We start from the raw sequence: 25,541 nt of genomic DNA on the forward strand, positions 1-25,541 counted from the left end.
TCATAGTTTATTATTTCAGAATAATATTTAGCTATTTCAGATTCTTTGTAAGCATAATTTTTAAAAATTTCAGAGTAATCTAAATTACTTTGAACTTGATAATCATTAAGTTTTAATGATTTGTTTTTTAGTAATGTTATTGTTTTGTTGTTTAGTTTAATAAAGGCATCTCTTAAATCGGTGTCTCCATAAACTCCTCGGTCATTTTTAGTTAAATTTTCATTGACATCTTCAAGCTTTTTGTAAATTCTTTCCAAAGTTGTTTGAACTCTATCGTCTGGACTTGCATCAATAATTGAGGTTGAATATTCCATCAAAGATTCTTTGACAAATAATTCGTTTCTACCAAAGTCAGTTATGTAGGCTTTAGCATTTCTGTAGTTCTGAGAAGTTCCTGTTTGATAAGAAAATAGAAATCCCAAAAACAATAATCCGTAATAAACTGATTTTAAGTTGGTAGTACTTAAAAAAGAATATTTTTTCATACGATTTTAATTATAATAAATTTGACACAATAAAAATAGATAATTATTTGTAACACACAAATGTATGTATCTATAAAATGCAAAAAAATACGATAAAACGATTAAATAATTATAAATTATAATAAAAATACTACAATTAATTATGCTTTTTTATTTGTTGTATTTGACTCAGCTATAATAACAGTTTACATTTTTTTTACCCTACTAAAACGATTGAGTTTATAAGTTTTTTTAAAAATCAATGATTAAGTTTTGACTAATGCTTAAATTTGTGTGCCTTATTTTGGTAAATATGTAATTATCTAACTAAAAAATAAACACAATAATGAGTATTATTATTAAAGTACACGCAAGACAAATATTAGATTCAAGAGGAAACCCTACAATTGAGGTTGACGTTGTTACAGAAAACGGAGTTTTAGGTCGTGCAGCTGTTCCAAGTGGAGCATCTACAGGAGAACATGAAGCAGTTGAACTTCGTGATGGTGGAAAAGCTTACATGGGAAAAGGTGTTCTTAAAGCTGTTGAAAATGTAAATACTAAAATTGCTCCAGAATTAATGGGCGTTTCTGTTTTTGAACAAAATCATATCGATCAACTTATGATTGAGCTAGACGGAACTTCAAACAAAGGAAATCTTGGAGCTAATGCAATCTTAGGAGTTTCTCTTGCGGCTGCAAAAGCGGCTGCAAATGAATTAGGATTACCTTTATACAGATATGTTGGTGGAGTTTCTGCTAATACTTTACCAGTTCCAATGATGAATATTATCAATGGAGGTTCTCACTCAGATGCACCTATCGCTTTCCAAGAGTTTATGATTATGCCTGTAAAAGCAACTTCATTTACTCATGCAATGCAAATGGGAACTGAAATTTTCCACAATTTGAAAAAAGTATTACACGATAGACATTTATCAACTGCTGTTGGTGATGAAGGTGGTTTTGCACCAAATCTTGCTGGCGGAACAGAAGATGCTCTAGATACAATTAAAAAAGCGGTTGAAAACGCTGGTTATAAATTTGGCGACGAAATCATGATTGCTTTAGATTGTGCTGCTTCAGAATTTTATGTAGACGGAAAATACGACTATACTAAATTTGAAGGTGCAACAGGAAAAATCAGAACTTCTAAAGAACAAGCTGAATATTTAGCTTCATTAGCGGCAAATTATCCAATTATCTCAATTGAAGATGGAATGTATGAAGACGATTGGGAAGGATGGAAATACTTAACAGAATTAATTGGTGATAAAACTCAATTAGTAGGTGACGATTTATTTGTTACTAATGTTGAGCGTTTATCAACTGGAATTGAAAAAGGAATTGCCAATTCAATTCTTGTAAAAGTTAACCAAATTGGTACGCTTACAGAAACAATAGCAGCAGTAAATATGGCTCACAATGCAGGTTATACTTCAGTAATGTCACATCGTTCTGGAGAAACTGAAGATAATACTATTGCTGATTTAGCTGTAGCTTTAAACTGTGGTCAAATAAAAACTGGTTCTGCATCACGTTCTGATAGAATGGCGAAATACAATCAATTATTACGAATAGAAGAAGAATTAGGAAATACTGCCTACTTCCCTGGATTGAAAGCATTCAAACAGAAGTAAAAACTAACTTTAATAAATTAAACCCGGCTGATTTGGTCGGGTTTTTTTGTTATACAGCAGTTGACAAATTTCAAATGTTAATTTTGAATTATTATTTGTAATAAAATTAGTATATTTGATTGTTAATTATGATGATATGAAGAAATTAGTACTTTTTTTGTTATTTATTACAGGAATTGGTTATGCTCAGATTGTAAATATTCCTGATGCGAATTTTAAAGCGAAGTTGTTGAGTGCAAATGTGAATAATGCGGTAGCTTACAACTCTTCCTACAATTATATTTATAACGATCCAATTATTTCTTGTACAGCAGTAAACGATGTGATAAATAGTACGAGTGGTGTTAAAATTGATACGAATAATGATGGAGAAATTCAATATGATGAAATCCAGCTAATTAAATATTTAAATATTAATGGTTCACAAATTAATGATTTGACAGGTATTGAAGCATTTGCAAACCTTCAAGTTTTATTTTGTAATAATAATGTACTATCAAGTTTAAATTTAGTTCAAAACACACATTTACGCTATTTGAATTGTGGTAGAAATCCAATTTCAAGTTTTACTGCAATACAAGCACCTTCAGTATATGAGTTGATTTGTTACGATACATTGTTAACTTCTATCAATATTCCTTCAAATAGTAATTTAAAAACTCTTGATTTTGGAAGATACTTGACGAGCAGTCCTTTCGTAAGTAATTTAAATGTCAGCTCAGCCATAAATCTTCGTTATTTAACTGTTACTAATAGTCAGTTAACAAACATCAATCTGACGCAAAATAGTAATTTAAAAAGTTTTCAAATTGCGAATTCTCCAATCACATCTATAAATGTTTCTTCAAACATTAATTTGAGAAGTCTAAACCTTTATAATGTACCTGTTTCAGGTATTGATATCTCTCAAAATATTAATTTACAGGATCTTACAGTTAGAAATTGCAGCTTTAATAATTTGACACTACAAGCTAATCCTAATTTACTGTTTTTAACTCTAGAAAATTTACCTATAACTAACCTTGATGTGTCACAGAATTTGCTTTTATGTAGTTTAACATTAAGAAATACTCAGGTTAGTACATTAGATTTATCTCAGAACATTAATTTGAATTCTCTTTTTTGTACATTCAATCCGATTTTAACTTATTTAAATATTAAAAATGGCAGATCTCAATTTGGTCATTTTGGTTCCAATTTAAGTAATAATGCAATGTTACAATTTGTGTGTTGTGATCCGATTGAATTATTTAGAGTTCAAAATTCGGTTGGGCAAAATTCAACTGTTGTTTCTTCTTATTGCACATTCGTTCCTGGTGGAAACTACAACACTATAACAGGAAATTTTAAATTTGATGCAAATAACAATGGTTGCGATGCTTCCGATTTGCCTCAACCAAACATAAGAATTGATATAAACGACGGTACAAATCAAGGAGCAACTTTTACAAATAACTTAGGAAATTACAATTTCTATACACAAGCTGGAAGTTTTGTTTTAACTCCAAATATTGAAAACTCAACTTGGTTTAGTTTTTCTCCAACTACAGCAATGATTCCATTTGCGGATAATAACAATAATACGACTACACAAAACTTTTGTATTTCAGCTAATGGAATACATCCCGATTTAGAGATTGTTATTGCGCCAACAACACAGGTAAGACCAGGTTTTGATGCTATTTATAAAATAGTTTATAAGAATAAAGGAAACCAAACATTATCGCAATTGTATGGCGTAAACTTTTTCTTCAATCAAAATTTAATGGATTTTGTTTCTGCTACAACAGCACCTGCAACAATTGGTTCGGGATCGTTATCATGGAGTTATGCTAATTTACTTCCGTTTGAAAGCAGAAGTATTTATGTTACGTTAAATATCAATACACCTACTGATGTAAATTATCCTGTAAATATTGGTGATGTGTTAAATTTTACGGCGATAATAAATCCAATTTTAGGTGATGAACTTCCATTGGACAATACTTTTGCTATAAATCAAACTGTGGTTGGTTCATATGATCCAAACGATAAAACCTGTTTAGAAGGAACTACCGTCTCACCATCAAAGATTGGTGATTATCTGCATTACAACATCAATTTTGAAAATACAGGAACAGCAGCAGCTACTTTTGTGGTAATAAAAGACATTATTGATACTGCAAAATTTGATATCAATTCGTTGCAAATTTTAGATTCTTCTCATCCAATGACGACAAGGGTTTCTGGTAATAATTTAGAATTTATTTTTGATAATATTAATTTAGCAGCATCACAACATGGAAATGTAGTATTCAAAATAAAAACTAAAAGTACACTAGTAACTGGAACTACAGTAACCAACAATGCCAATATTTATTTTGATTATAATTTGCCTATTTTAACAAATACAGCTTCTACAACTTTTCAATCTTTAAATAATGGACAGTTTACAATTGATAATTCTATTGTAGTTTCACCAAATCCAACAAATGGTTTTCTTTTTGTAGTTTCTGACGCAATTGTAAAATCAATTCAATTGTTTGATGTTAATGGACGATTATTAGAAACTAAATTAATGGAGAATACAAGTGAAATTATAGATATTTCTGAAGAATCAAAAGGCATTTATTTTCTTAAAATTACATCTGAGTTAGGTTCAAAAGTAGAAAAAATTGTAAAAAAGTAGTTAACAATATTAATTAAAATTAACGTATTTGTTTTTTTGTAAATTCGATATTAAATTTCTAACTCTAAGCTTGTATAAGAACGAATTCTATTTCAAATTCGTCGAATTCTAATTTTTGAAGATTATTGCAAAAAGGAAATAGTATATTTGATAATCTATTTCTTTATGATGAGACAAATACTATTTTTATTTTTTCTGCTAATATCTTTTTCTGCTTCTTCACAAAATGGAGCAGTGGACAGCCTGAAGTTAGTTTTAAAAAATTCTAAAAACGATATTGATAAAGCTCAAATTCTGAATGCGATTTCAGATGAATATAAGACCAGTGACCCAAAATTGATGGTTATATATGCTACGCAAGCTTTAGAATTATCAAAAAAAATTAAATACAAAACCGAAGAAGGAAAGGCTTACTTAAACCTTGGAAATTCAAATATAATAACAGGAAATTATTCCAAAGCACTTCAAAATTTCTATTTAGCTCAAAATATTTTTGAGTCAGAATCTGTTAAAAATGATGAGAATACAAAAGGATTAGCCAAAGCTTATGGCAGCATCGGAATCGTTTTTTCGGAACAAAGTAATTATGCAAAAGCACTTCAGTTTTACTTAAAATCAGTAAAAATTTATGAAGATTTAAAAGACGAATCAAAATGTGCAAGATTATATAACAACATCGGAATCGTTTATAAATCACAATCTGCAGATTTTAAAGCATTAGAATATTTCATAAAAGCTCAAAAACTTCAAGAAAAGTTAGGTGATCCCAATATTGGAATAACATTAACTAATATCGCAAATTGTTATCTAAAGCAAAAAAATTGGGATAAAGCCCTAAGTTATTATTCAAAAGCCAAAGCTAGTTTAGATAAAAATCCAAATCCTCGTGCTCTTGGTGAATGGTACAATAATGTTGGATTATTTTACAAAGAGAAGAAAGACTTAGTAAAAGCAAACGAAAACTGGAACGAAGCTATAAAATCATTTCAACTTATTGATGATAAATTTGGTGTCGCAGATACTTACATTCATTTGGCTCAATCAAACCTAGAGCAAAATAACTTATCTGTAGCTTTATCAAATGCAAATAAATCACTTTCATTATCTAAAGAGATTGGTGTCTTAGAACAAATAATGATTTCAGAAAAGTTGTTGAGTGATATTTATGAAAAACAGAAGAATACAACTTTAGCATTATCGCATTTCAAACTTTATAATCAAGCAAAAGACAGTTTGATTAATGAAGAAAACACCAGAAAAAGTGTTGAAACCGAAATGAATTTTGATTTTGAAAAACGCGAATTACTTCACAAAAAAGAAATTGAAAAGAAAGAAGTATTGTTAGAGGAACAATCAAAGCAAAGTAAGTTACAATTGTTTTTTGCAGGATTGTTCGGGTTATTACTTTTCGGAATTGGATTCTTGATTTATAATAGAATGCAATTAAAGAAAACATTGACGTTGCAAAAAGAGTTAGCAGAATACGAACAAAAAGCATTGCATTTGCAAATGAATCCGCATTTTGTATTCAATTGTTTGGGCTCAATTTCAAGTTTTATTGTTCAAAATGGAACCGATACAGCCGTAAAATATTTGGCAAAGTTTTCTAAACTAATGCGATTAACTTTAGAATATTCGAAAGAATCACTAATTCCAATTGACAAAGAAATTGAAAGTTTGCAAAATTATCTGGAACTAGAGCAGCTTCGCTTCAACAATAAATTCAATTTCAAGATTACTAAAAGCAATGAAATTGAAGATGATATGGCCGTTCCGCCTTTATTGTTGCAGCCATTTGTAGAAAATGCTATTATTCATGGAGTAATTCCGAAGAAAAATATTGGAACAATTACTATAGATTTCATCATTGAAAACGAAAGTCTAATTTGTACAGTAGAAGATGATGGAGTTGGAATTGAACAATCAAAAACTGCAAAGGAAAATACGGTAGTTGTACATAAATCAATGGCATTAGACATTACTAAAAAAAAAGATTGCAAATGATTTCATCATCTACCAATCAAAAAGCAGATTTTACAATAGAAGAAATTAAAAACAACAATCAAGTAATTGGTACAAAAGTAATTTTGAGTTTGCCAATTCAATATATTAAGTAATTATTTAAGTTACTATTTACTAAAGAAAATATGATTACAGCAATATTAATAGACGACGATATCAATTTACGCAACGGAATGAAAGGATTGCTTTCGCTCTATGCGCCAGAAATTACTATTATTGGTGAAGCAGATAGCGTTGCGAGTGGAGTAGAAGCTATCGAAAAGTTGCATCCGCAAGTGGTTTTCTTAGATATTCAGTTGAATGATGGAACCGGATTTGATATTCTAGAGAAGTTAGCAACCAAAAATGGTAAAACTACATCACATATAGTTTTTATAACAGCTCACGAGCAATATGCAATCAAAGCATTTCGATTTAGCGCTTTAGATTTTCTTCTAAAACCTGTTGATCCAGACGAATTAAAAAAGGTGATTGAAAAAATAAAAAGTGTTTTAGAAAAAAGCGATAATTATGCTCATATAGATTTATTGTTGGAGAATATTAGAAAAAAAGTAGATAATTTCAAACGCATCGCTTTGTCAAATTCTGATGGAATTCATCTTTTTGAAATTAGTGATATTATTAGATGTGAGAGTGAAGACAACTATACCAAGTTTTTTATAAGAAATAGCAAACCTATTTTAATATCTAAAACCTTGAAAGAATATGAGGAAATGTTAACCAATCACGGATTTGTTAGAGTGCATCAAAGTCATTTAATCAATTTAGCTTTTTTGAAATCTTATATAAAAAAAGAAGGAGGTTACGTGATTATGGCAGACAACAGCACAATTCCAATTTCGCAACGAAAGAAAGAACAACTACAAGAGATTTTGACAAAACAATTGAATAATTAATAAATGCACAAGATGAAAAAGATATTTTACCTTTTACTGTTGATTACAGGATTTACAAATGCACAGATTGTAAATATTCCTGATGCGAATTTTAAAACAAAGTTGTTAAGTGCTACCACAACCAATTATGTGGCATATAGCATTTCTTCAGGTTTAAGTGTTAAAATTGACACTAATGACGATGGCGAAATTCAGGTAAGTGAAGCTTTGGTTATTGGCACTTTGGATCTCAATAACTCTTCTATATCAAGTTTGAGCGGTATTGAAGCTTTTTTAAATTTAACTAATTTATCTATTCGAAATAATATGGTTACAAATATTGATTTTATCAATAGTTTAATTAATTTGAATTGGTTTGATGGTGCACAGAATCAAATTCAAACTGTCAATTTTACAAGAAATAATGGGTTTAATTATTTTGATGTTAGTAACAATCTTATTACATCGGTTAGTTCTTTAGTGCCAATTTATATTAGTGAGAGTTTAATGAGTAATAATTTAATTACCCATCTTGATTTGTCAAAAATTTTATTATCGGGAACTTTACACTCCTATAATAATAACCCATTAGTGAGTATTGATTTGAAAAACAACTATATAGAAGACGTTAATGTTATAGGAGGTATGACTAATCCGACACTTCAATTTGTTTGTGTTGATGATGCTCAAGAGACTGCGATAGATCAATATTTAATGATTTCAGGAATGACTAATATTGTTGTAAATTCCTATTGCACTTTCACACCAGGAGGAAATTACAATACAATTATTGGACAAGTTTTGTTTGATTTAAATTCTAATGGTTGTGATGCTACTGATTTACAACAACCAAATATCAGAATTAATATTAACGATGGTGCAAATCAAGGAGCGACTTTTACTAATAATTCAGGAAATTATAATTTCTATACACAAGCTGGAAATTTTGTTTTAACTCCAAATATTGAAAACCCAACTTGGTTTAATTTTTCTCCAGCAACAGCAACAATTCCATTTGCAAATAATAACAACAATACTTCAACTCAAAATTTTTGTATTTCAGCTAATGGAATTCATCCCGATTTAGAGATTGTTATTGCGCCAATAACACCAGCAAGACCTGGTTTTGATGCTGTTTATCAAATAGTTTATAAGAACAAAGGAAACCAAACCTTATCACAATTGTATGGCGTTAACCTTTTCTTCAATCAAAATTTAATGGATTTTGTTTCTGCTACAACAGCTCCTGCAACAATTGGTTCTGGTTCATTGTCTTGGAGTTATGCTAATTTACTTCCGTTTGAAAGCAGAAGTATTTATGTTACTTTAAATATTAATACACCAACTGATGTAAATTATCCAGTTAATATTGGCGATGTTTTACAATTTACAACTTCTATTTTGCCAATAGCTGGCGATGAAACTACTACAGACAATACATTTTTATATAATCAAACAGTCGTTGGTTCATACGATCCAAATGATATTACTTGCATCGAAGGGACTTCAGTTTCTCCATCTTTAATAGGTGAGTATTTACACTATGTAATAAATTTTGAAAACACCGGAACAGCAGCAGCAGAAAATGTTGTAGTAAAAGCAACTATTGATACCACAAAGTTTAATCTGAATTCCTTACAATTACTAAACACATCACATCCATCTTATGTAAAAATTACCGGAAATATTGTTGAATTTATTTTCGAAAATATTGCATTAGATACTGGTGGACACGGAAATATATTGTTAAAAATAAGAAGCAAAGGAACCTTACAATCTGGAGATAATGTTTCCAATAGAGGAGATATTTTCTTTGATTACAATGCGCCAATCGATACAGGAATAGCAAATACAGTATTTCAATCTCTGAATAACAGCGCCTTTGAAAAAGATGATTCAGTTGTGATTTTTCCAAATCCAACACAATCAATAATTAATATTAAATCTGACAACAGCATCAAATCATTACAATTATACGATGTGCAAGGAAGATTGTTGCTAACAAAATTAACAGATGAAACTTCATCATCAATTGACATCTTAGATAAATCAAATGGAATTTATTTTCTAAAAATAACTTCTGATAAAGGAATAAAAGTGGAGCGAATAGTTAAAGAATAAAAATAAAGCTATGAAAAAGTTAATAATTTTAGTACTACTTATAACAGGATTCGCAAATGCGCAAGTTGTAAATATTCCTGATGTGAATTTTAAAAATAAATTAATTGATTTAGGATATGATACAAATTCTGATGGAAATATTCAGCAAAGTGAGGCTTTGTCAGTATACGGATTGTCTATTAGTAATTCTAATATTTCTGATTTAACAGGAATACAATCTTTTACTAACTTAACTTCCATGGATTGCTCATACAATCAATTAACGCAATTGAATGTCTCAGGATTAACACAATTAATAACATTACAATGTAATAATAATCAAATCTCTAATTTGAATGTTACAAATTGTGTGAATCTTAGCAATTTTGTTTGCTCCAATAACTTACTTACTTCTCTTGATTTTTCGGGTGTTACAAGTTTGAGTTCATTTCTTTGTAGTTACAATTCTATTACAAATTTTAATTTTACAAATCTTGTAATTTTTAATGATTTTTTTGCCGATCATAACCAAATATCAAACTTAGATTTGTCTATGGTGAATATTACTGGTAATGGCGAATTTTCATATAATCCATTACAAACCATAAATATTAAAAATGGTTTTTCCGAAAATTTATTATTCTATTTTTATTTTTCTCCTCCAAATCCAGCTTTACAATTCATTTGTGCTGATGATAATGAGTTAGTTAATGTAAATAACTATTTAGCGTCTTCTGGTTTAACTAATGTAGTTGTAAACTCCTATTGCTTTTTCACTCCTGGAGGAGATTATAATACAATAAATGGACAAGTTTTATTTGACTCAAATTCTAATGGTTGCGATTCTGGAGATTCTTCATTACTAAATGTAAAAATGAAGTTTGCAAATCCTGTTTATTTAGGTTGGACTTTTACAAATTCATTAGGTAATTATACTTTCTATTCTGATGCTGGTAATTTTCAGATTTATCCAGATATAGAAAATCCGTCATGGTTCAATGTTTCTCCAGCAACAGCATCGATTTCATTTGTGAATAATAACAACAATACTTCAATTCAAAACTTCTGCATTTCAGCTAATGGAATTCATCCCGATTTAGAAATTGTCATTGCACCAATAACACCAGCAAGACCAGGTTTTGATGCTGTTTATCAAATAGTTTATAAGAACAAAGGAAACCAAACATTATCTCAATTGTATGGTGTAAACTTTTTCTTCAATCAAAATTTAATGGATTTTGTTTCTGCTACAACAGCTCCTGCAACAACTGGTTCTGGTTCGTTATCATGGAGTTATGCTAATTTACTTCCTTTTGAAAGTAGAAGCATTTATGTTACGTTAAATATTAATACACCAACTGATATAAATTATCCAGTAAATATTGGCGATATTTTACAATTTACAACTTCTATTTTGCCAATAGCTGGCGATGAAACTACTTCAGACAATACTTTTTTATTCAATCAAACAGTAGTTGGTTCTTACGATCCAAATGATATTACTTGCATTGAAGGAACTTCGGTTTCTCCATCATTGATAGGTGAGTATTTACATTATGTAATAAATTTTGAAAACACCGGAACAGCAGCTGTAGAAAATGTTGTAGTAAAAGCCACTATTGATACCACAAAGTTTAATCTGAATTCGTTACAATTACTAAACACATCACATCCTTCTTATGTAAAAATCACTGGAAATATTGTTGAATTTATTTTCGAAAATATTGCATTAGATACAGGTGGACACGGGAATATATTATTAAAAATAAGAAGTAAAGGAACCTTACAATCTGGAGATAATGTTTCCAACAGAGGAGATATTTTCTTTGACTACAATGCACCAATCGATACTGGAATAGCAAATACAATATTTCAATCGTTAAATAATAGTGCCTTTGAAAAAGATAATTCAGTTGTGATTTTTCCAAATCCAACACAATCAATTATTAATGTAAAATCTGAAAACAGCATCAAATCAATACAATTATACGATGTGCAAGGAAGATTGTTGCAAACAAAATTAACAGATGAAATTTCTTCATCAATTGATATTTCAGATAAATCAAAAGGCATTTATTTTCTAAAAGTAACTTCTGATAAAGGAATAAAAGTGGAGCGAATAGTTAAAGAATAAGTTAAGTTTTTTAGTTAATTAAAGCGTGCTTCGGCGCGCTTTTTTATTGCAACTATACCAACCTTGCAATTTTTATAATAAAATTAACGAAAACGTTAACGTATTTGTTTTTTAATTCATTTAGAATTCCATAATTTTGTTAAATTATAAATTATCACGATTAATTTCCACACATATTATGTCAAAAACAGCAATATTAGAATATGATGGCCAAAAGTATGAGTTTCCAGTAATTGTAGGAAGCGAAAACGAACCAGCTATCGATATTGAAAAACTACGTGCCTTGACTGGCGCTATCACTTTAGATCCAGGTTATAAAAATTCAGGTTCTTGTAAAAGTGATATTACTTTCCTTGATGGAGAAGAAGGAATTTTACGCTACAGAGGTTATGCAATTGAAGATTTAGCTGAAAAAGCTGATTTTCTTGAGGTTTCTTATTTAGTGATTTTCGGAGAGTTACCAACAAAAGAGCAACTAACTCAATTTGAAAATGATATTCGTAAGTATACTTTGGTAAATGAAGAAATGAAGAATATCATTGATGGTTTCCCAAAAACAGCTCATCCAATGGGAGTTCTATCTTCATTAACTTCTGCTTTAACAGCTTTTAATCCAAAAGTTGTAAATGTAGAAAATGAAAAAGAGATGTATGAAGCTGTATGTAAAACAATGGCTAAATTTTTAGTTATTGCTACTTGGACTTACAGAAAGATGATGGGTTATCCTTTAAATTACTATGATAATACTAAAGGTTATGTTGAAAATTTCATGCATTTAATGTTTGAATTGCCAACAGGTCCTTACACGCAAAATCAAGTTGTAATTGATGCTTTAGATAAATTATTTATTCTTCATGCAGATCATGAGCAAAACTGTTCTACATCAACAGTAAGAATAGTTGGTTCGTCTCATGCAGGTTTATTTGCGTCAATTTCTGCAGGAGTTTCTGCGCTTTGGGGTCCACTTCATGGAGGAGCTAATCAAGCAGTTTTAGAAATGCTTGAAGACATTCAAAAAGATGGTGGTGATGCAGATAAATATTTAGCAAAAGCAAAAGATAAAGATGATCCATTCCGCTTAATGGGATTTGGTCATAGAGTTTATAAAAACTTTGATCCAAGGGCTAAAATCATTAAAAAAGCTGCTGATGAAGTTTTATCTACATTAGGAGTTAATGATCCAATTCTACAAATTGCAAAAAAACTTGAAGAGTCTGCTTTAGTTGATGAGTATTTTGTATCAAGAAAATTGTATCCAAACGTAGATTTCTATTCTGGTATCATTTACCGTGCATTAGGAATTCCAACTGATATGTTTACGGTTCTTTTCGCAATTGGTCGTTTACCAGGTTGGATTGCACAATGGAAAGAAATGAGAGTTAACAAAGAGCCTATAGGTAGACCTAGACAAGTTTATACTGGGCATCCATTAAGAGATTTTGTTCCTATGGAAAAAAGATAATTTTTTAATTATTTTATTTATAAAAAACTCCTTGTCACAAGCAAGGAGTTTTTTTTGTGTAAGTATCTAGTTGTCTTAGTTTTATATTGTAAGAAAAATATATTATATAAATCATAAAAGATGTATTTTATCGAATAATTGTGTAAATAATCGGTTTTATTAAAAACAATCATATATTTTTGAAATAGTAAAATTTACTTCTTGTTTATAGCCCCAAATTAAACAATGAATCTGAGTTTATTCATTTATTAACTTAAACCTACACAGTTATGAAAATTAAAAATTACTCTTTTCTTACGTTTTTAGCTTTATTAAGTTTCATATCAACAAGTAGCGGACAGATTACCAACAATACTTTTACAGGTGTAAGTGCTGGTACCAACAATACAGGTAGCTACAACAATGGTTTTGGTTATAATGCATTGATTAATAATACTGGAAATAGCAACAGTGCATTTGGTATCAATACATTGGTTGTTTCTAGAGGTGGTTTTAATAGTGCTTTCGGAAATGATGCTTTAAGTAAGAATTTTTCTGGTGAGTTAAATTGTGCTTTTGGTACAAGAACATTAGAAAATAATATCACTGGTAATAGCAATATTGCTATTGGTCACAGATCTATGGGAGATTCTTCCGATCCCGGTTCATACAATACAGCTATTGGGTATGCAACTTTATTAAAAAATCAAGGAAATGGAAATATTGCTATTGGATATTTCACACCAAGACACTTATTAACAGGTAGTAGTAATGTTTTTATTGGAAATGAAAATGGAACAAATTTAGTAAATGGTAGTGGTAATGTTTTTTTAGGTAAAGTATTTGTTAATAGTTCTCCATCAACACAAATTATAACTGGTAATGATACTGAAAAAACTGTTATTTTGGCTGATGGAGATGGTGTTCAAAAAATGCTTATTTCTCAGAAAGGCAATGTTGGTTTAGGATTAGGGAACAACGTAATTCCAGCTAATAGATTAGATGTAAGTGGAGGTGTTGTTATAGGTAAAAATTTTACTCCAAGAGGAATTCCTTTCCCAATAGCAGGTTCTTTAGCTCCAAAAAATGGATTATTAGTTGAAGGAAGAGTAGGAATTGGAACTAGATCTCCAAATAATAAAGTTGAAATAAAACATGGAGTATTTGGTAATTCGGGTCTTCGTTTTACAAACTTGAATAGTACTTTCATTCCAAATACAAGAAATACATCAAATGCTTTTTTAAGCGTTAATATCGATGGTGATGTTGTTTTACAAGAATTACCTAATTCAATTACAAGTAATTTATTGTCATCAAATGGGAATATTATGACTAGTAATGTAAACACTTTGATTGCAACAGCTCCAATTGTAAATTCGATTAATAATACTATTAATTCTAACAATCAATTGGTAACAACAGTAAACGGAGTTGAAAGCGCACCAGTTAACTTACCAGTTCCAACTTTTACAGAATTAGATGCAAGCACAACAAATGAATTGCAAACTTTAACTCAATCTGGAAATACTGTAACATTATCTAATGGTGGAGGTTCATTTACATTACCAACTTTTACAGATACTGATGCTCAATCACTTTCTTTGGTTGGTAATAATTTATCAATTTCTAATGGTAATACAGTAGTGCTTCCAACTTACACCGATGCACAATCACTAACAATTGCTGGAAATACATTGTCAATTTCAAACGGAAATACAATTACTTTACCAACTTTTACGGATACTGATACAGACGCTCAATCACTTTCTTTGGTTGGAAATAATTTATCAATTTCTAATGGTAATACAGTAGTTCTTCCAACTTATACAGATGCGCAATCACTTACAATTAATGGTAATACATTGTCAATTTCAAACGGAAATACAATTACTTTACCAACATTTACTGATACGGATACAGATGCACAATCACTTTCATTAGTTGGAAATGCATTGACAATTTCAAATGGAAATACAATTAACTTACCAACAACTACAGTAATACCAGGAAGTAATGTTACTATAACTGGTAATGGTATGCCAGCTACACCATATCAAGTAAGCTCAATAGATACAAGTCTTTACGGAAATAATGGTGTTATCAATCAATCAACCACGACTAACAACAACAGAGTTGTAAATATGAACGATAGAAATATTTGGTTCAATACTGCAACAAGTCCAAATCACGGAAAAATGTACATTGGTTCTAGTTGGATTTATCCAAACAATACTGGAAACTATAAATTGTTTGTTGAAGGAGGAATATTAACAGAAAAAATAAAGGTAGCTTTAAGAAGTACTAACAATTGGGCAGATTATGTATTCGCTGATGATTACAAATTGATGCCATTAAAACAAGTAGAAGAATTTATAAATAAAAATAATCACTTACCTGGTGTTGATTCTGCTGAGGATTTGGCTAAAAATGGCTTAGATTTATCTGCTATGCAAGCAAAACAAATGGAGAAAATTGAAGAATTAACATTATATATAATCGAGCAAAATAAAACTTTAGAAAACCAAAGTAAAGCTATAGAAAATCAGAATAAAGAGATTGAGGAATTAAAAAATCAAATGAAGGCACTAATTCAAAAAAAATAATGAGTCATGATTAAAATATTTAAAATAGTTTTAATTGCTCTGTTGTTTTTTAATTCAAATTCATTGGTTGCTCAAGTAAACGAATATCTTGAGGCAGAAAATAAAAGAGTATCAAGAACAGAACAAACAGAGAAAGAAGTTGAACGATTTATTTCGGATAATTTCAATAAGTATAAGTTAGCCGTTGAGGTTACAGATGAGGTTATTAAGCATCTTAGAGAAGAAGAGGATTTTACAGATATACAATTAGAAAAAGCACTAATAGATGCTAAAAGATATGAGTTAAGAAAATTATTTTTCTCAAGAAATCGTGAAGCAGTAGCTGATTACAAAGCAATTGAACTTCCTGCATCTGTGGCTCAAAATTGTGTTAATGGTGATTTTGAAGATGGAACTGCTGGATACACTTTCTGGGCAGATTTGCATCCACAACCTGGATCTGGAACTTCTTTTTTTCAATCGTGTGCGACACCAACGGTTTTAACAACTACTAATGTGTTAGCTCCAACAACAAACAATTTTAATTCAAGAGCAACTGTTATTGATAGTGGTGCTTCGGGTTATCAGCAATTTGATCCAGTTTTAGCAGGTCTTGGTGTTAATGTTCCTACTTTAAACACTAATGGAGGAACAAAAGCAATAAAGCTTAACAACACTGGCGGAATGGGTTCGTCAGATTTAACCACTGTTTCTAGATACTTTCCAGTTATAAATCAATCAACAATTGACTTCAATTTTTCGTTGGTTATGGATAATAAACCTGGACATGCACAAGATATTCAGCCTTATTTTAGAGCAAGAGTTTTAGATCAATATGGAAACGTAGTTGATGAGTTTTGTATTATTGCTAATCCCAACAATTGCTTATTTTCAACAATTAATGTGAATTCTGACAGAAGAGTACTTTATACAGGTTGGATTTGTGCAAGATTAAATGTTGGTGATATTTTAAATCAACCAGGAACAATTGAGTTTTCTGTAAGTGATTGTCAACCATCTGCTCACTTCGGAACAGTTTATATAGACAACATTTGCGGATTTACATGTGCTTCACCTCAATTAGGCGCAATAAATACTAATCCAACTAATATAAATTGTCCAAGTCCAACTAGCATAGTGCCAATTGAAGTTTGCGGTACTTATGCAGCTCCAGCAAATGCAGTTTTAAATACCATTTCAATGCAAATAACCCAAGGTGGAGTAGTAATTGCTACTTTAAACACACCTTCGCAGCTTACAGCAAATACTTTTTGTTTTAGTTTCTTGCCGAGTGTTTTTGGAACAAATCCATCAGGAAATTTCGAATTTCAGGTAAATGCCGACTTTAATGTTAATTGTACAGCAGGAACATTTTTATATGAAATATCAGATAATTCTGCCAATGTTGGACCAGATGTAACTTTTATTGATTGTTGTATTCCAACGCTAACTTTAACATCGCCAACGGATGATAGTAACAACTTAGCTATTCCAGCAATAAAGAAACGTGAACGATCCGATTGGATTAAAGCATCCAATATTATTTCTGTCGGTGATAATGTTCAAGGAAATGGTGTCGTTTATCACGCGGAAAATTATGTGGAATTAAATCCTGGTTTCGAAGCCGAATTAGGGTCTCAATTTGCAGCTTATCCTGAAGGATGTTCTAGCACTTTTGTATACAGACCAGGTGAGGAACAATCTGTTTATCAAGAAATCCCAGAAGAAAATATTAATTTAGTAAAACTGGTAAACGGATTTTCTATTATTCCAAATCCATCAAGTAATTTCATTGAAGTTGTTATGAATGACGGTAATTTCAATAAACTAAGTATTGCAACAATAGATGGAAAAATAGTTTATGAAAAACAAGTGGATACAATAAACAGAACACAAGTTGACGTCAGTAAATATCCAACAGGCATCTATATTGTTAATGTAATTTCAGATGATGGACAAGTACATACAGAAAAGTTAATTAAAAATTAAAAGTAAATACTTATAAACAAAAGCTTCGTTAATCAACGGAGCTTTTTTATATTTGTACAAATGCCAAAAGCAAATTATATGTTACAATTAAATGTAAAAAACGAAACTTCAAGATTAAGAGCCGTTGTATTAGGTTCCGCAGTAAATAACGGACCAACTCCAACAGCAGACGAAGCCTACGATCCAAAATCATTAGAACACATTCTAGCAGGAACATATCCAGTTGAAGAAGATATGGTTAATGAAATGGAAGCCTTCAATAAAGTATTTCAAAAATATGATGTGAAAGTTTTTCGTCCAGAAATGATTGAAAATTACAATCAAATTTTCACACGAGATATTGGTTTTGTAATCGATGATGTTTTTATAAAAGCCAATATTCTACCTGATAGAAATCGTGAATTGGATGCAATTCAATATGTAATTGACCAAATGAATCCTGCTAAAGTCGTTCGTCCGCCAGAGGATGTGCACATTGAAGGTGGTGATGTAATGCTGTGGAATGATTATATTTTTATAGGAACTTACAAAGGTTCTGATTATAAAGATTACATTACAGCAAGAACTAATATGCAAGGAGTTCAATACATAAAAGATTTGTTTCCAAACAAAATTGTAAAAGAATTTGATTTAGTAAAATCTAAATTAGAAGCGCGTGACAATGCACTTCATCTTGATTGCTGCTTTCAACCAGTTGGAACCAATAAAGGAATTATTTACAAAAGTGGTTTCCGTGAAGAAGCAGATTACGTTTATTTAGTAAAATTATTCGGAAAAGAAAACCTTTTTCACATTACACGAGATGAAATGTATCACATGAATTCCAATGTATTTTCAATCGCACCAGATGTTGTAGTTTCAGAAAAAAACTTCACAAGATTGAACAATTGGCTAAGAGAACAAGGTTTTACAGTGGAAGAAATTCCATACGCTGAAATAGCAAAGCAAGAAGGATTGTTGAGATGTTCGACGCTACCTTTAATAAGAGATTAGAAAAGTCATCGGTTGTCAGTTTTCAGTTATTAACTATGTAAATTGTTGATATGAGTAGTTATCAGGATTTGGATATTTATAAAATTAGTTTGGCATTGTTTTATGAAGTTCATCCAGCATCATTACTTTTGCCAAAGTATGAAATGTATGAATTAGGAAGCCAAATTAGACGCTCTTCAGATTCAGTAAATTCAAATGTAGTTGAAGGTTACGGAAGAAATCGTTATAAGGCAGATTTTATTAAATTCTTAGTGTATTCTCATTCAAGTTGTTTAGAAACAAAAGGGCATTTAATTAAAATAAAACATTTGTATAAAGATTTAATTCCTGATATTGAAAGATTTATAACTGACTATGATAATTTAGGTGCAAAAATATTTAACTTTATAAAATATGTTGAAAGCAATTGGAAAACCTAACAACTAATCACAAAGATTGTTAACGGATAACCGACAACTGACAACAGAAAACTAACAAAAAAATGAATCAAACTACAAACTCAATTCTGATGATTCGTCCGGTAGCGTTTAGAATGAACGAGCAAACGGCCGTAAACAATCATTATCAAAAAGTCCTTGACGGATTAACTCCAGCGAATGTTAATGAAAAAGCACAACAAGAGTTTGATACTTTCGTTAACAAATTAAGAATGGTTGGAATCGATGTTACGGTTGTTGACGACACTTTAGATCCAGATACGCCAGACAGTATTTTTCCGAACAATTGGATTTCTTTTCACGAAAATGGTGATGTAGTTTTATATCCAATGTTTGCTGAAAATCGTCGTGCCGAAAGACGTGAAGATATTTTAGATATTCTTGAAGCCAAAGGATACGAAATCAATGACGGAATTATGGATTATACTTCTGCGGAAGATGATGGATTTTATCTTGAAGGAACAGGAAGTATCGTATTAGACAGAGAAAACGGAAAAGCTTACTGCGCACTTTCTCCAAGAGCAGACGAAGAATTATTTATAGAGTTTTGCGAAGATTTCGATTTGAATCCAATCATATTTGAAGCATTTCAAACGGTTAATGGCGAAAGAAAATTGATTTATCATACCAATGTTATGATGTGCATTGGAGATACGTTTGCCGTAATTTGTGCAGATTGTATCGATGATAAAAAAGAACGCAAAATGGTTCTAGACAGTCTTCGTTCTGACGAAAAAGAAATTGTTCTAATTACTGAAGACCAAATGAACAATTTCGCAGGAAACATGTTAGAATTACAAGGAGCAGACGAAAGAAGATACTTAATCATGAGTTCTTCAGCTTATAATGCTTTAACTAAAAAGCAAATTGCACAATTAGAAGAACATATCACAATTCTTCATTCAAGCCTAGACACCATAGAAGCATGCGGTGGCGGAAGTGCAAGATGCATGATGGCAGAAGTTTTTCTTCCTAGAAAATAAAAATAATTACGAATATGAAATTACGGATTACGAAAATCATAAAACTCGTAATTCGTAATTTTTAATTTATAATTGAATTAAATTCCTCTAATAATACTCAAAACCGCACTAATAATATATTGAATACCAATAGCAACGGTCAAGAAACCAACAATTCTAGAAATCGCCACAATTCCTGATGCACCAAGATATTTAGCCAAATAATGTGCACTTCTCAATACCAAAAATATTAGAAGAGAAACCACGAAAATAGCAAGTGTAGAAGACAAAATTTCAGGTGTAGTTTTATGATCTTGATTAAATGCTATTAATAACGAAATCGAACCTGGTCCAGCCAACATTGGCATTGCAAGCGGCGTTAATGCAATAGAGGTTCTGCTTTGTAAATCTTCTTCCACTTCTTTGCTAATCCCTTTTCTCTTCTTCGGATTGGCATTTAGCAAACCAAATCCCGAACTCGCAATCAAAATTCCACCAGCAATTCTAAGTGCCGAAATCGTAATTCCAAAAAAACTCAAAACATATTCACCAACAAAAAAGGAAATCAACAAAATGATACACACATTTATCGCGGCCAATAAGGAAACTCGCGAACGTTCAGCCTTGTTATAATCTTGTGTTAAACCCACAAAAAACGGAATCGCACCAATCGGATTCAATACCGAAAACAGCGCACCAAGCAAAACAAAAAAAGTATTCAAGAAAACATCCATTTTTTGAAAAGTTTAAATTTTCGACAAAGATAAATAAAGAAGTAACGCATAAAGTTAAAATAAAAACAATTATCCGTAATTTTGTACCATGAAAAATAAGAAAACACTTGTTCTTGGTGCTTCCACCAAACCCGAAAGATATGCTTTCAAAGCCATAACAATGTTAGTTGATAAAGGTCATTCGGTTATAGCCATCGGACAAAATCAAGGCGAAGTTGCCGGAATTTCAATCAGAACCAAAAATATTCCTCTAAAAAATATCGATACTGTAACTTTATACCTAAATCCGGTGCGCCAACGCGAGTATTACAACTACATTATCGAAACTAAACCTAAAAGAGTAGTTTTTAACCCAGGAACCGAAAACCCAGAATTTTATCAGTTACTAAAAGCCAATTCCATCAAAGTAGAAGAAGCTTGTACCTTGGTTTTATTGACAACTAATCAGTATTAATGTCAGACTGAGCTTTGTCGAAGTCAGGAGCGAGTGGTTCGGGATTTATCAGTGATGGTAATTCCTGCTTTTCGTTGCAATCTTTTATTTTGTTGCCTGAGGCGTTGTATTGAGTTTATCGAAATATTCTCGAAGGCAACAAAATAAAAGGATTTCCACTACAAATGCGAAGCATTCACTGAACTCCAATAAAAAATATTAAAATTGTGAAGTAATCAGGGCTAGAGAGGTTTTCATTTTAATTTTTGGTCAAGTTTTCTAAAACAATATTCAGTTCTTCAAATCTGTCAATAGTCATAAAATGTCCTCCATTAACTATTTTTATATCAGATTTTACAAATTGAATAGGTAAAATTCTATCCGCAGTACCATGAATGTGTTTTAGATTTTTGTGGATATGAGTGTTCTTCCAGTTTACAATTTTATCAATCGCCCATTTTAGAAAAGTTTCATCTGTATCTTTCAAAATTTCAGCCAAAAGAATTTTATTATCCTTGCTATTAATTCCGAAAAACCAAAAACTCAAAAAATTAGATGATTTCATTAATTTAGTTGGAATCAATTTGTGAAGATTTAAGAATCCGGCAAGTCGATAATAAAAAGGAATTTCACTTTTATTTTTAGCGGAAGCAATTAAAATTATTTTCTTTGATTCAATAATCTTCCCAACTTCTACAGCCATAATTCCGCCAAAAGACAAACCTATTAAAATTGGTTTTTCCGAAGTAATTTGTGAGGTCAATCTTTTTGCGTAATCTTCAATTGATTCATTCTCAAACGGATTAATCCAATCAATATAAGTCGCATTGTATTTTGAAAAATCTAAATATTTAAAAACTCTTTTGTCAGCTCCAAGACCACTAAAAATATATAGATTTTCCATTCCTAAAACTTAGTCTGACTAGTTGCAGGTTTGCTAATAATCAATAATCCAATAAAAGTAATCAATCCGTTAACGATAATCAATTCGTTATCAATTACATAATCTCCAAAAAGAGCAGCTGAATTTTTAGCAATTAAAAAACAAACCAAAGGCGAAATCACACAAATAAAAGGAACCAATTTGTCATGAACCGTTTTCGATTTCATAAACAATCCAAAAGCATACAATCCTAAAAGTGGACCATAAGTATAACTAGCCACTTTAAAAATCATCGTCACCACCGATTTGTCATTCAACGAGTTAAAAATAATTATCACTAAAAACATCAAAATCGAAAATCCAACATGAACCAAGTGTCTAGTTTTAACTAGTTTTTTATTTCTAGTTTCAATTTCTTCATTGGAATTTGGAATTTCACTATTGGAATTTTTACCTTCTTTATCCATTCCGAGAAAGTCAACACAAAAAGAAGTTGTCAAAGCAGTCAAAGCCGAATCGGTTGTAGCAAAAGTTGCCGCAGTCAATCCTAACAAAAACACAACTGCAGGGACAATATTCAAATGATTAAAAGCAATTTCAGGAAACAATAAATCAGTACGTTTCACACCATCAACCATCGGAACAGCGATTCCGTTTTTCTCAGCGTATAAATAAAGTAAAGCACCAACACTCAAAAAGAAAATATTAATCACCACAAAAATTCCGGTAAACGTGAACATGTTTTTTTGAGCTTCACCAATGTTTTTGCAACTCAAATTCTTCTGCATTAAATCTTGGTCTAATCCAACCATGGCGATAGTTACAAAAATTCCTCCCAAAATTTGTTTCAATACAAAGTTTCCTTTCAGGTAATCTTCATAAAAGAAAACTTTAGAGTAATTACTGTTTTTTACCGCTTCAAAAGCTTCTGTAAAACTATAATCTAAACTATTGCAGATAAAAATAATCGTCAAAAAAACAGATGAAACTAAGAAAAAAGTTTGCAATGTATCAGTGATAATAATTGTTTTCAATCCGCCACGATAGGTGTAAGCAAAAATTAGTGCTAAAGAAATTAAAACCGTTACTGCAAAAGGGATATTATAGGCGTCAAAAACAAAACGTTGCAATACAATTACAACCAAATACAAACGAAATGCAGAGCCAATGGTGCGACTTATCAAGAAAATTGTAGCAGCAGTTTTGTAACTCACAACGCCCAATCTTTGCTCGATGTAACTATAAATCGAAGTCAAATTCATGCGATAATAGAGAGGAAGCAAGACCGTTGCAATTATGATAAAACCAATCGCATTTCCCAAAACAAATTGAAAATATTTGAACTGCAAATCAGGGTTTCCGACTTCACCAGGAACGGAAATAAAAGTTACGCCAGAAAGCGCCGTTCCAATCATTCCGAAGGCTACCAAATACCATTTAGAATTTTTATTTGCCTTAAAAAAAGCATCGTTACTACTGTCTTTTTTACTAATAAGATTCGAAATAAGAATAAGAATTCCGAAATAGATAATGATAATTGCTAAAATAGTTCCTGAAGACATAAATTGTTTTTTTGGTTGTGCTAAAATAGAAATATTTGAGAAGAAAGATAATAGAAAATAGAAAAAAGACAGAATAAGCATAAATCCAAATCTAATAATCCAAAAATCTAATAATCTAAAAATCTATTTTGTTACTTTTGCCAAATGGAATTTTCATCAAAACTTCTCGAAAAAGCGGTAAACGAAATGGCGCAATTACCAGGAATTGGTAAGCGAACTGCCTTGCGATTGGTATTGCATTTATTGAAACAGCCGAGTGAGCAAACGCATTTTTTATCGCAGGCATTAACTTCAATGCGAGATGAAATTAAATTTTGTAAAAATTGCCACAATATTTCTGACATTGATGTTTGTGAAATTTGCTCGAATGCTTCAAGAAATCATAAAATAATTTCTGTTGTTGAAGACGTTAGAGATGTTATGGCGATAGAAAATACGAACCAATTCAAAGGAATTTATCACGTTCTTGGTGGGAAAATTTCTCCAATTGATGGTGTCGGTCCAAGTCAATTGAATATCAATTCTTTAGTTGAAAAAGTAAAATTAGGTGCGATTGAAGAAATAATTTTTGCTTTAAGCTCTACAATGGAAGGTGACACTACCAATTTTTATATTTTTAAACAAATAAAAGATTATAATATAAAAACTTCTACAATCGCAAGAGGAATAGCGGTTGGCGACGAATTAGAGTATGCCGATGAGGTCACTTTAGGAAGAAGTATTTTACAAAGAGTTCCGTTTGAGAATTCTTTGAAAAATAATTAGTCAATATTCTATTCTAACTTTTTTGTTTTTACAATTGAAAAACTATCTTTGTTTGCTAAATTATTTTTGATAATGAACTACAGAATACTCTATATATTATTTTTTATTGGAATCGTATTTACCTCATGTGTACCTACAAAAGATTTGATTTATTTACAGAATAAAGGAAATACTGATTCATCTACTGTTGTAGCTTCTAACATTAAGCCCTACAGGCTTCAGACCAATGATATATTAAATGTTACTATAAAAGCATTTGATGAAAGACTTGTTGAGATGTTTAATAATTCTAGTAGAGCACAATTATCTCCAACTATTGAATCATTATTTTTTAATGGTTATACTATTGACGATCATGGTAATATTAGAATTCCAATATTGGGTGAAGTAAATGTTCTAGGTTTTACTGTTGAAGAGGTTAGAAAAAAAATTGAAGAACAACTTTTAAAAGATTACTTCAAAAAAGAAGCCCAACTTTTTGTTAATGTAAAGTTAGCTGGATTCAGATATACAGTTAATGGTGAAGTTGTGAATCCAGGTTCCAAAATATTGTATCAAGATAAAGTTAATATACTTGAAGCAATAGCTAATTCTGGAGATATTACAGTTACCGGCGATAGAAAAGATGTAGTAGTCATTAGACAATTTCCTCAAGGAGCTGAAACATTCAAAATTGATTTGACGGATGCTAATGCTATGAAATCAAATGTGTATTATCTTCAGCCTAACGATTATATTTACATAAAACCATTGAAACAAAAAACTTGGGGTACGGGTAAGACAGGTATAGAATCTTTAGGAAGTATCATAACTATTTTATCATTAGCAACCACCACTTTTTTATTACTTAAAAACTAA

The 25,541-nt window shown here is 30.7% G+C and carries 19 protein-coding genes; 15 read left to right on the forward strand and 4 right to left on the reverse strand.

Annotation, left to right across the window (positions count from 1 at the left end; genetic code table 11):
• A partial coding sequence (locus ACIQ06_RS12095) for a hypothetical protein (protein WP_396146645.1) occupies nucleotides 1-485 on the reverse strand: 485 nt, incomplete at its 3' end.
• A 325-nt stretch (nucleotides 486-810) separates the two neighbouring features.
• On the opposite strand from ACIQ06_RS12095, the gene eno reads away from it, so the two are divergent.
• The 12 genes from eno to ctlX all read left to right on the forward strand — a co-directional run bounded on the left by eno (nucleotide 811) and on the right by ctlX (nucleotide 20,327).
• Nucleotides 811-2,103 carry a phosphopyruvate hydratase gene (eno, locus tag ACIQ06_RS12100; RefSeq protein ID WP_396146647.1) on the forward strand — a complete coding sequence of 431 codons (1,293 nt, stop codon included), beginning with the start codon at nucleotides 811-813 and terminating at the stop codon, nucleotides 2,101-2,103.
• 136 nt (nucleotides 2,104-2,239) lie between these two features.
• Entirely contained in the window at nucleotides 2,240-4,771 is a 2,532-nt protein-coding gene (locus tag ACIQ06_RS12105) for a T9SS type A sorting domain-containing protein (protein ID WP_396146649.1), read from the forward strand.
• Between the two features lie 165 nt (nucleotides 4,772-4,936).
• Entirely contained in the window at nucleotides 4,937-6,775 is a 1,839-nt protein-coding gene (locus tag ACIQ06_RS12110) for a tetratricopeptide repeat protein (protein WP_396146651.1), read from the forward strand.
• Nucleotides 6,776-6,918: 143 nt separating this feature from the next.
• Nucleotides 6,919-7,689, forward strand: a complete 771-nt coding sequence (locus ACIQ06_RS12115; protein ID WP_396146653.1) for a LytR/AlgR family response regulator transcription factor — start codon at nucleotides 6,919-6,921, stop codon at nucleotides 7,687-7,689.
• A gap of 12 nt (nucleotides 7,690-7,701) precedes the next feature.
• Nucleotides 7,702-9,789, forward strand: coding sequence for a T9SS type A sorting domain-containing protein (locus tag ACIQ06_RS12120; RefSeq protein ID WP_396146654.1), 2,088 nt, complete (start codon nucleotides 7,702-7,704; stop codon nucleotides 9,787-9,789).
• 10 nt (nucleotides 9,790-9,799) lie between these two features.
• Complete coding sequence (locus tag ACIQ06_RS12125; protein ID WP_396146656.1) at nucleotides 9,800-11,902, forward strand: T9SS type A sorting domain-containing protein; 2,103 nt, start codon at nucleotides 9,800-9,802, stop codon at nucleotides 11,900-11,902.
• A gap of 178 nt (nucleotides 11,903-12,080) precedes the next feature.
• The gene (locus tag ACIQ06_RS12130) at nucleotides 12,081-13,364 is read left to right on the forward strand and encodes a citrate synthase (protein ID WP_396146657.1); all 1,284 of its coding nucleotides are present in this window, start codon (nucleotides 12,081-12,083) and stop codon (nucleotides 13,362-13,364) included.
• Between the two features lie 269 nt (nucleotides 13,365-13,633).
• Nucleotides 13,634-15,946, forward strand: coding sequence for a beta strand repeat-containing protein (locus ACIQ06_RS12135; protein ID WP_396146658.1), 2,313 nt, complete (start codon nucleotides 13,634-13,636; stop codon nucleotides 15,944-15,946).
• A 6-nt stretch (nucleotides 15,947-15,952) separates the two neighbouring features.
• Nucleotides 15,953-17,914, forward strand: a complete 1,962-nt coding sequence (locus tag ACIQ06_RS12140) for a 3-coathanger stack domain-containing protein (protein ID WP_396146660.1) — start codon at nucleotides 15,953-15,955, stop codon at nucleotides 17,912-17,914.
• Between the two features lie 78 nt (nucleotides 17,915-17,992).
• Complete coding sequence (locus tag ACIQ06_RS12145) at nucleotides 17,993-18,907, forward strand: dimethylarginine dimethylaminohydrolase family protein (RefSeq protein WP_396146662.1); 915 nt, start codon at nucleotides 17,993-17,995, stop codon at nucleotides 18,905-18,907.
• Between the two features lie 50 nt (nucleotides 18,908-18,957).
• A complete protein-coding gene (locus tag ACIQ06_RS12150) occupies nucleotides 18,958-19,326 on the forward strand; it encodes a four helix bundle protein (RefSeq protein ID WP_396146664.1) in 369 nt (122 codons plus the stop codon).
• A gap of 62 nt (nucleotides 19,327-19,388) precedes the next feature.
• A complete protein-coding gene (gene ctlX, locus ACIQ06_RS12155) occupies nucleotides 19,389-20,327 on the forward strand; it encodes a citrulline utilization hydrolase CtlX (protein WP_396146666.1) in 939 nt (312 codons plus the stop codon).
• A gap of 77 nt (nucleotides 20,328-20,404) precedes the next feature.
• Here the strand turns inward: ctlX and ACIQ06_RS12160 are convergent, their stop codons facing one another.
• Nucleotides 20,405-21,028, reverse strand: coding sequence for a MarC family NAAT transporter (locus tag ACIQ06_RS12160; RefSeq protein ID WP_396146701.1), 624 nt, complete (start codon nucleotides 21,026-21,028; stop codon nucleotides 20,405-20,407).
• Between the two features lie 100 nt (nucleotides 21,029-21,128).
• Here ACIQ06_RS12160 and ACIQ06_RS12165 point away from each other — a divergent pair, with 100 nt between their 5' ends.
• A complete protein-coding gene (locus tag ACIQ06_RS12165) occupies nucleotides 21,129-21,494 on the forward strand; it encodes a CoA-binding protein (RefSeq protein ID WP_298119834.1) in 366 nt (121 codons plus the stop codon).
• 238 nt (nucleotides 21,495-21,732) lie between these two features.
• On the opposite strand, the gene ACIQ06_RS12170 is transcribed toward ACIQ06_RS12165, so the two are convergent.
• Together ACIQ06_RS12170 and ACIQ06_RS12175 are read right to left on the reverse strand one after the other, a co-directional pair.
• Nucleotides 21,733-22,377: an alpha/beta hydrolase gene (locus tag ACIQ06_RS12170; RefSeq protein WP_396146668.1), complete on the reverse strand. Its 645-nt coding sequence runs from the start codon at nucleotides 22,375-22,377 to the stop codon at nucleotides 21,733-21,735.
• A gap of 2 nt (nucleotides 22,378-22,379) precedes the next feature.
• Nucleotides 22,380-23,918, reverse strand: a complete 1,539-nt coding sequence (locus ACIQ06_RS12175) for a sodium:solute symporter (protein WP_396146671.1) — start codon at nucleotides 23,916-23,918, stop codon at nucleotides 22,380-22,382.
• 144 nt (nucleotides 23,919-24,062) lie between these two features.
• Between ACIQ06_RS12175 and recR the strand changes: the two genes are divergently transcribed.
• On the forward strand, nucleotides 24,063-24,683 hold the full coding sequence (gene recR / locus ACIQ06_RS12180; protein WP_396146673.1) for a recombination mediator RecR: 621 nt from the start codon (nucleotides 24,063-24,065) through the stop codon (nucleotides 24,681-24,683).
• 72 nt (nucleotides 24,684-24,755) lie between these two features.
• Entirely contained in the window at nucleotides 24,756-25,541 is a 786-nt protein-coding gene (locus ACIQ06_RS12185) for a polysaccharide biosynthesis/export family protein (protein ID WP_396146675.1), read from the forward strand.

This window comes from Flavobacterium sp., from assembly GCF_044341265.1.
GTDB lineage: Bacteria > Bacteroidota > Bacteroidia > Flavobacteriales > Flavobacteriaceae > Flavobacterium.

Coding starts and splice junctions, on each gene's coding strand:
- eno (WP_396146647.1), top strand. CDS start 811: ATGAGTATTATTATTAAAGTACACGCAAGACAAATATTAGATTCAAGA.
- ACIQ06_RS12105 (WP_396146649.1), top strand. CDS start 2,240: ATGAAGAAATTAGTACTTTTTTTGTTATTTATTACAGGAATTGGTTAT.
- ACIQ06_RS12110 (WP_396146651.1), top strand. CDS start 4,937: ATGATGAGACAAATACTATTTTTATTTTTTCTGCTAATATCTTTTTCT.
- ACIQ06_RS12115 (WP_396146653.1), top strand. CDS start 6,919: ATGATTACAGCAATATTAATAGACGACGATATCAATTTACGCAACGGA.
- ACIQ06_RS12120 (WP_396146654.1), top strand. CDS start 7,702: ATGAAAAAGATATTTTACCTTTTACTGTTGATTACAGGATTTACAAAT.
- ACIQ06_RS12125 (WP_396146656.1), top strand. CDS start 9,800: ATGAAAAAGTTAATAATTTTAGTACTACTTATAACAGGATTCGCAAAT.
- ACIQ06_RS12130 (WP_396146657.1), top strand. CDS start 12,081: ATGTCAAAAACAGCAATATTAGAATATGATGGCCAAAAGTATGAGTTT.
- ACIQ06_RS12135 (WP_396146658.1), top strand. CDS start 13,634: ATGAAAATTAAAAATTACTCTTTTCTTACGTTTTTAGCTTTATTAAGT.
- ACIQ06_RS12140 (WP_396146660.1), top strand. CDS start 15,953: ATGATTAAAATATTTAAAATAGTTTTAATTGCTCTGTTGTTTTTTAAT.
- ACIQ06_RS12145 (WP_396146662.1), top strand. CDS start 17,993: ATGTTACAATTAAATGTAAAAAACGAAACTTCAAGATTAAGAGCCGTT.
- ACIQ06_RS12150 (WP_396146664.1), top strand. CDS start 18,958: ATGAGTAGTTATCAGGATTTGGATATTTATAAAATTAGTTTGGCATTG.
- ctlX (WP_396146666.1), top strand. CDS start 19,389: ATGAATCAAACTACAAACTCAATTCTGATGATTCGTCCGGTAGCGTTT.
- ACIQ06_RS12165 (WP_298119834.1), top strand. CDS start 21,129: ATGAAAAATAAGAAAACACTTGTTCTTGGTGCTTCCACCAAACCCGAA.
- ACIQ06_RS12170 (WP_396146668.1), bottom strand. CDS start 22,377: ATGGAAAATCTATATATTTTTAGTGGTCTTGGAGCTGACAAAAGAGTT.
- ACIQ06_RS12175 (WP_396146671.1), bottom strand. CDS start 23,918: ATGTCTTCAGGAACTATTTTAGCAATTATCATTATCTATTTCGGAATT.
- recR (WP_396146673.1), top strand. CDS start 24,063: ATGGAATTTTCATCAAAACTTCTCGAAAAAGCGGTAAACGAAATGGCG.
- ACIQ06_RS12185 (WP_396146675.1), top strand. CDS start 24,756: ATGAACTACAGAATACTCTATATATTATTTTTTATTGGAATCGTATTT.